The organism is Pseudomonadota bacterium (assembly GCA_011049115.1).
GTDB lineage: Bacteria > Desulfobacterota > Anaeroferrophillalia > Anaeroferrophillales > Tharpellaceae > DSCM01.
In genome coordinates this window covers 1-7,186 of sequence record DSCM01000047.1, presented here as the reverse complement: position 1 = coordinate 7,186, position 7,186 = coordinate 1, and the positions used below count along the sequence as shown (strand labels likewise).

10 protein-coding genes are annotated in these 7,186 nt (G+C 56.0%); all 10 read left to right on the top strand.

What is annotated here, in order from left to right; genetic code table 11:
* The coding region (locus ENN66_03950; GenBank protein HDS15760.1) for a PAS domain S-box protein at positions 1–1,906 on the top strand (1,906 nt) is incomplete at its 5' end.
* 6 nt (positions 1,907–1,912) lie between these two features.
* Positions 1,913–2,194, top strand: a complete 282-nt coding sequence (locus tag ENN66_03945; protein HDS15759.1) for a response regulator — start codon at positions 1,913–1,915, stop codon at positions 2,192–2,194.
* A gap of 170 nt (positions 2,195–2,364) precedes the next feature.
* A complete protein-coding gene (locus ENN66_03940; protein HDS15758.1) occupies positions 2,365–2,868 on the top strand; it encodes an HDOD domain-containing protein in 504 nt (167 codons plus the stop codon).
* A complete protein-coding gene (locus ENN66_03935; protein ID HDS15757.1) occupies positions 2,736–3,089 on the top strand; it encodes an HDOD domain-containing protein in 354 nt (117 codons plus the stop codon). The genes ENN66_03940 and ENN66_03935 overlap by 133 nt, the downstream gene beginning before the upstream one ends.
* 26 nt (positions 3,090–3,115) lie before the next feature.
* Positions 3,116–3,331: a response regulator gene (locus ENN66_03930; GenBank protein ID HDS15756.1), complete on the top strand. Its 216-nt coding sequence runs from the start codon at positions 3,116–3,118 to the stop codon at positions 3,329–3,331.
* The gene (locus ENN66_03925; GenBank protein ID HDS15755.1) at positions 3,315–3,716 is read left to right on the top strand and encodes a response regulator; all 402 of its coding nucleotides are present in this window, start codon (positions 3,315–3,317) and stop codon (positions 3,714–3,716) included. Before ENN66_03930 ends, ENN66_03925 begins: the two co-directional genes overlap by 17 nt.
* Complete coding sequence (locus ENN66_03920) at positions 3,649–4,644, top strand: HD domain-containing protein (GenBank protein HDS15754.1); 996 nt, start codon at positions 3,649–3,651, stop codon at positions 4,642–4,644. The genes ENN66_03925 and ENN66_03920 overlap by 68 nt, the downstream gene beginning before the upstream one ends.
* A gap of 101 nt (positions 4,645–4,745) precedes the next feature.
* Positions 4,746–5,186, top strand: coding sequence for a response regulator (locus tag ENN66_03915; protein ID HDS15753.1), 441 nt, complete (start codon positions 4,746–4,748; stop codon positions 5,184–5,186).
* A gap of 173 nt (positions 5,187–5,359) precedes the next feature.
* Positions 5,360–6,457 carry a hybrid sensor histidine kinase/response regulator gene (locus ENN66_03910; protein HDS15752.1) on the top strand — a complete coding sequence of 366 codons (1,098 nt, stop codon included), beginning with the start codon at positions 5,360–5,362 and terminating at the stop codon, positions 6,455–6,457.
* Between the two features lie 106 nt (positions 6,458–6,563).
* Positions 6,564–7,186, top strand: a 623-nt coding sequence (locus ENN66_03905; protein ID HDS15751.1) for an HDOD domain-containing protein, incomplete at its 3' end; no start/stop codon positions are given.

The window sequence follows — 7,186 nt, the reverse complement described above, 5'->3', positions numbered from 1 at the left end:
GGGTATGAAAGCCGACGACGAAGTCGCGGTTCAGGCGGGAATCGGTGGTTGGAGCACTCCGCTCAGCTACGAGCCGGTCAGAGAGCTGTTGATGGCCTTGAAACTGCCTCCCTATGAACATCTGGGAGAAATCTCTCCGTTGCAGATCTGGCAGCGGTATCGCGGCTTTCTGCTGCTGCTGTTGTCGTTGGCGGGGTTGCTGTTGCTGGCGTTGTTCAGCCTGCTGCGGACCAACCGTCGCGTTCTGGCCTTGCAGGAGCGGCAGAAACAGGTCATTGCCGAACTGCATCAGGCGAAGAACTCGGCTCAGGCTCGCAGTTACCTGGCTCAGGAGCTGCTGGACGCGGTGCCGATTGCGATTCTTTATCTTGACCGGGAAGGCTTTTATCTGGGTTGTAATCAGGCCTTTGAAAAGCTATCCTGCAGAAACCGAAAGGATCTGTTGGGGCGGTCGGGGGCGGAAGTCGCCATCGCCGGGGAACTGCCGGTGGTTGACCGGGATGATTTTCAATTACTGCGTAAAGGCGGCGTTCGAAGCCGTGAGCTTGAAGTCGAAGAGGAAAAGCCGGGTGGCTGTGAGGCCAGGTTTCTGGAGCTCAAAATCAGCGTTTATCGCGAACGGGATCGGCGACCGGCCGGTCTGGTCGGTCTGATCAATGATCTCAGCGCCCATAAAGTCATGACGCGGCGCATGGCCCAGCTCAGCGCGGTGGTCGAGCAGGCGGCCGAGAGCATCGTGGTCACCGATCTCGCGGGCCATTTTCAATATGTCAATCCGGCCTTTGAAAAAAATTCCGGTTACCGCATGTCCGAGGTCATCGGTAAGAAAGCCTCCCTTCTCAAAAGCGGCCGCCAGGAGCAGGCTTTTTACCATGATCTCTGGCAAACCCTGCGCCAGGGCCGAAGCTGGCACGGCAGTTTTGTCAACCGCCGCAAGGACGGCACGCTTTATGACGAGGAGGCGGTGATCTTTCCGGTGCGCAGCGAGTTCGGTGAAATCATCTCGCTGGCGGCGGTGAAACGCGACGTCACTCAGGTTCGGGCCATGCAGACGCAATTGCGGACCGCCCAGCGTCTGGAAGCGGTCGGACAGCTCGCCGCCGGAGTGGCCCACGAACTCAATACCCCGGTCGGTTTCGTCGCCAGCAATTTTGAAAGCATCATCACCTATACGGATAATTTTGTCAGATTGATCGAATTCTATCGCGATTTGACCGCCGAGCTGGCGGAGCAGCTTCCGGCAAGCGGAGCTCTCATTCGGGAGCGGGCTGCGGCGATGGAAGCCGAAATGCAGATGGAATTTATTCTCGAGGATCTGCATGATCTCTTCCGCGAATCGCAGGACGGCTTTGCCCGCATCACCACGATCGTGACCAAATTGCGGGAATTTTCGCGTATCGACCAGCAGGATCAGAAAGAGAGCTTTAATTTCAACCGGGCGATTGAAACCACGTTGGTGGTGGCCCGTAACGAGTATAAGTATCGCGCCGAGATCGAGCTTTTTCTGGCGCCGGAGCTGCCTGAGGTGATGGCCGTCGGCGGCGAGATCAATCAGGTGATTCTTAATCTGATCGTCAATGCGGCGCAGGCGATCAAGGAGCAGGGCCGGGCCACACCCGGCCGCATTACGGTGGCGACCGAATTTGATGACGAGACGGTGCGCTGCATCATCGGCGATGACGGTCCGGGAATCCAGGCAGAAAACCTGGAGCGTATTTTCGATCCTTTTTTCACGACCAAGCCGGTGGGTAAGGGGACGGGGCTCGGGCTTAATATCTCCTATGATATCGTGACTAAAAAACATCACGGCAGTCTGACGGTGGCCTCGGTCGTCGGTCACGGGGCCAGCTTCACGATCAGTTTGCCGCGGCGGCAGAAGCCTGCGGCTAAAAAGAGCGGGGAGTAATAGTACATGTCCGAGGTTAAAAATATTCTTTTTGTCGATGACGAGCGCAGTGTCCTGCGTGCTCTGCGGCGGACCTTCATGAACAGCGGATATCAGCTCTATTTTGCCGATTCCGGCGAGTTGGGCCTGAAGATCCTGGCGGCCGGTCGAATAGACCTGGTGCTGAGCGACATGCGCATGCCGGAGATGGATGGGTACGAATTCCTGCGCCGGGTGCGGGAGCTTTATCCGCGGGTGATTCGGCTGATCCTGAGCGGTTTTGTTGAGGAAAATTATGTTTACACCTGATCGACGGCTCGGCCAAAACCTATCTGGCCAAGCCCTGGCATACCGGAGAACTGCTCTCCCTGGTGGCCGGGCTGGTCGAAACCGAGGATATTCTGGGTTCCGAACGTCTGCTGGCAGTGCTGAACACGGTTACCAGCCTGCCGATGATGCCGGAGATCTATCATTAGGTAATGGCACTGATTGACGCCGATGCCGATTTCGATAAAATCGTGACGGTCATTGAAAAGGACCCGGCGATCATGGCCAAGGTGTTGCAGGTCGCCAACTCGGCATTTTTTAAGAGCGGCACCGCCTCACTGAAAAGAGCGGCGGTTTTCATCGGGCTCATGACCCTGAAGGATATCGTGGTGGGCAGCGCCGTTTTCCAGACCCTGTCGGGGCCGCCCCTGGCCGACTATGACCCTGAACTGAGCTGGAAACATGCGGGGCTCTGCAATCGTCTGCTGAGCGAGATGCACGAGGCGGTGCATGATGAAAAACCGCCCGAGGATATCGCCGAGATCGGTTTGCTGCACAATGTCGGCGAACTGTTGCTGCTTAAATATTTTCCGCAGGCCCTGAACCGGATCGTAGCCTTGCGGCAACAAAATCCCGACCGCGAGCTTCTGAGCTTCTGTTACTTGAAAAAGAGATTGTCGGGGCCGATCACGCCGAGCTCGGCGCATATCTGCTGAACTGGTGGAATATGCCTTATCCGCTGGTTGAGGCTGCTCTTTATCATAATAATCCGCTGGCCGTGCTCAGCCCCAACCGGCAAAATGTCATTCTTCTTCATATTGCCGATCATCTGGCCCGGATTGAGATGGGCCTCAAACCGGTCAAGGCCCTGGACCAGGAAATTATGGCCCAGTCCGGGTTGCCGTCCGCCCTCGCGGAACGCTGCCGGCTCGCCTGAAAAACTCTTTGCCCGAATTTACCGGGATGGCGAATATGGAAAAAAAACCGATAATCCTGCTGGTTGATGATGAGGAAATGGTGCTTAAGGCCCTGACGCGGACTCTTCTGGATCCCGACTGGGAACTTTTGACCGCCAACAGCGGGGCTCAGGCCCTGGCCTTAATGGCGGAACATCAGGTGGCCGCGATTATCAGCGATCAGCGCATGCCCGGCATGAACGGGCTTGGAACTTCTCGGTGAGGTCAAGCGCCGTTATCCGGAGGTCGTGCGCATGGTTCTGACCGGTTACGCCGAAATGAATGTGGTGGTCAAGGCCATCAACCAGGGGGAAGTTTATCGTTTTTTCACCAAACCCTGGGACGGCGAGGAACTGCGCCAGGCCCTGCGGAAGATTGTCGAGCGTCTGAACGAAGACCGGAACCGGGTTGCCGCGGTCGGCGCGCAGTTGCTGCAGGCCAATCTCGATACCGTCATGGCCCTGGCCGAGGCGATTGAACTGAAAGATCACTATACCAAGGGGCATTGCAGCCGGGTCCGGGAGGGATTACAGCTTGCAAATGGCCCTGGCGTTGAACTCGGGCCCCGAATTCTGCCGCGACCTGGTCTATACCAGTCTGCTGCATGATTGTGGCAAGATCGGTGTCAGCGAAGCGATTCTCAATATCAATGGTCCCTTGAACGAGGAACAATTTGCGGAGGTCAAAAAACATTCTCAGCTGGGGTTTGAAATTACCAGCAAGATTGATTATCTGCGTCCGGCCAGCATCATCATTCGGCAGCACCATGAGCGCTGGAATGGGCAGGGATATCCGGGCGGTTTACGGGGCGAGGAAATCTTTCTCGGCGCCCGTATCGTGGCGGTGGCCGATACCCTTGATGCCATGACCTCGAGTCGACCCTACCGCCGGGCGCTGGACTTCAAAGCCGCGATCATTGAACTGCGAGCTCTGTGGGGCAGTCAGCTGGACCCGCGCCTGGTTGATGTTTTTATCTCTCTGCTGACCACCGAGACCAGCGGGGCTGGGATCGCAGAAACTGCGCCGCGTCGGTTGTTGCTGGTGGGCGTTGCTCCGGAAATCACCCGCATGATGGTCGAAGCCCTGCCGGCGGAGCGTTATCATCTGACCGGGGTCGATGCGAGCGAGCAAGCCTTGTCTTTGCTGGAGTGTTCCGACATGGTCATCTGTGCCCTGTGCCCGGTTGAGATGGATGCTTGCCTCGGTTTTCTGGCGGAGTGCCGGCGTTCCCGGCCGCAGGTGATTCGCATCATGCAGATTGAGAATAAAGACATGGAGAGAATCACCGAAACCATCAACCAGACCGGTCTCTATGCCTATCTGGTCAGCCCCTTGCGTGCCGATGAAATCCTGGCCCTGATTGAGAATGCTTTTGAATGGCGGGCGATGGCGGAAAATCTTGATTTTGACGGACTGGTTCCGGTAACTGCTAACGCAGAGGATCAACGTGTGACAACGCCTGAAAATGGCAAAAAACAGGCGGGCACGGTAAACGTTTCGAAGGCGAAGCGTTCGAAACCCGCGCGACGTACATAAAAGTACGCCGCGGTGAGACTCTTCCGACCTTGGCCGGGAAGCTTGAGGGGAAACGAAGCCGGTGAAGTGGTTACCAAGCCATCAAAGGAAAGAGGTTTAAAATGACGCGGTGGTTGCCGAATGATTCACCTTGCCGGATAATGATTGTCGACGACGAGCCTCGGGTGGTTGCCGCCGTGCGGCGGATTTTTGCGGCCTCGTCCCAAATCCTAGTCAAAGGGGCGACAAGTCCTTTGCAGGCCCTGGACATGGTGCGGCGTTTTTCCGATCTGCGCCTGATTATCAGTGACTATCTGATGCCGGAGATGGATGGACTTAAGTTTTTGGCGGAGGTAGATCGGCTGCGGCCGCAGGTCGTCCGCATTCTGCTGACCGGTCATGCCGATCTCGAAACCGCTCTGCGGGCCATTAATCAGGTCGGGGTTTACAAATTCATTCTCAAGCCCTGGAACAACCATGATCTTTACTGGACGGTGATGCGGGCCCTGGAGCTGGATGCGGCTCGCCGGGAGAATCTGGTTCTGCAGGAAAGGATAGATTAACAGGCCCTTCTCCTGGCGCGGGTGGAAAAGCTTTATCCCGGAATCTCCCATATAGAAAGGGACCCTGACGGTGCCGTAATCCTTACGGATGAATGATTTGCATGGTTTTTGCTGAACTAGATTGGCATCCGGTTGGTTGACGACCGTGACGCCAGGGGAGACAGGGCTTTTGTATGGTGGTGGATAAAAAACACAGCATTCTCTTCGTGGATGATGAGGAGCGCGTACTTAAATCCCTGAAAAGGGGGCTTATCAGCGAACCATATCGGGTTCTGCTGGCTCTCAGCGGCATGGAAGCGTTGGAAATCATGGCCCGGGAACCGGTACGGGTCATTGTTTCCGACATGAAAATGCCGGAGATGAACGGGCTTGAGCTGCTGCAGCAGGTAGCCCTGAAATATCCCGATGTCGTTCGGCTGGTACTTTCCGGCTATTCCCATACAAGTACCGTGATCGCCGCCGTCAACGAAGGTCGAATCTTCCGTTATATTACCAAGCCCTGGAGTGTCGATAACGACATTAAACCGGCTTTGAACGCCGCCCTCGGACTCTATGAAAAGAGGCTCAGGGAACATCAGGAAGCGGCAAGGTTGCAAAATGACAATCTGCACCTGCAAACCGAGCTCGTTGACGGTCGCCGGGCGGTTTCCCAGACCAAAAAGGTGGCCGGCGAGATCTATCTGCGCAAGACCAATGTCCAACGCCGTTCGTTGGGGCGGATGCAGAACCTGCTCAATCAGATTGCCGGACTGGCCGTCAATCTCGAAATGGAAGATCTTGATCCCGACAGTCGGCAGATGGCGACGGCGATCCGGACCATCTGTCACGGCGCCCTGGAGGGTCTTGATAAGGTCTTTCTCTATAATGCGCTTGAGGCGGGAGATCGTCAACCGCAAAACGCCGAGGTCGAGCTGTTTCCTTTGCTGGGCGAGCTTGAGGCGGAGACCAGAAAACGAGCCCGTGAAAACGCTTTAACCGTAGTGTTTGAGAAGGCTAAAGGTCTGCCCCAGAAGATTCTGACCGATGCCGAACTGTTGCGGCGCATGCTTTGGGAGCTTCTTGATAATGCTCTGGTCTTTACACCGGCCGGAGGAATTTTAGTTTGCAGTTGTGAGTTCTTTCCGGTTGTCGGAGAGGTGGGCCGGGCTCGTTTGCAGTTAACTGTTCGTGACACCGGGCCCGGCCTGGATTATGGCCAGGTAAAGGATCTGCTGCAGCCCTTTGCCTGTGGAGAAAACAGCCGTAACCGTCCGGTCTGGGGGGTGGTTTGAGCCTGGTTCGTTTGATCGCTGTGCGGATGGGTGGTGATTTAAAAATCGATGGCAGTGATCAGGGCTGTCAGGTGGTTGTCGAAATTGGAGTGGTTACCGGTTGATTATGCTTGCAAAAAGTACCTCTAAAAGTCAGGCCCTGGCCGCAGTCCAGCATTTTGTCGAAACTGAAAAACGAATTCCTCAACTGCCGCAGATTTTGCTCAGGGTTGAAGCCACCCTTGATAATCCCGGGGCCGGCGGCGCCCTGCTGGCCAAGGTGATTCTCGAGGATCCGGCTCTGACCGCACAGGTTCTGAAAGTCGCCAATTCGACCTTTTATAACCCGCTGGGAAACAAGGTCAATACCGTCAGCCGGGCGATTGTGGTTCTGGGTTTTGATAATATCAGGCGTCTGGTTCTGGGTCTGAGCGTTTCCCGAATGCTTACCCTGGTGCCGCGTTGGTCGGCGTACCGCTCTCTCTGGAGGCATTCCCTGGCGGTCGGTTTGCTGGCCCGGGATCTGGCCCGGCTTAAGAACGTCGCCGATACTGAAGTTGTGTTCGTGGCCGGGTTGTTGCATGACGTGGGCAAGTTTATTCTGGGTCATCTCCATGGCCGGGAATACGCTGAGATTCTTGAAAGAAGTTTCAGAGAACCAGACTTCGACCTCTGTCGGGCTGAAAATGAATTATTTTTCTGCGATCACCAGTCTGCCGGCGTGGTCCTCGCCAAAAGTTGGGGGCTGCC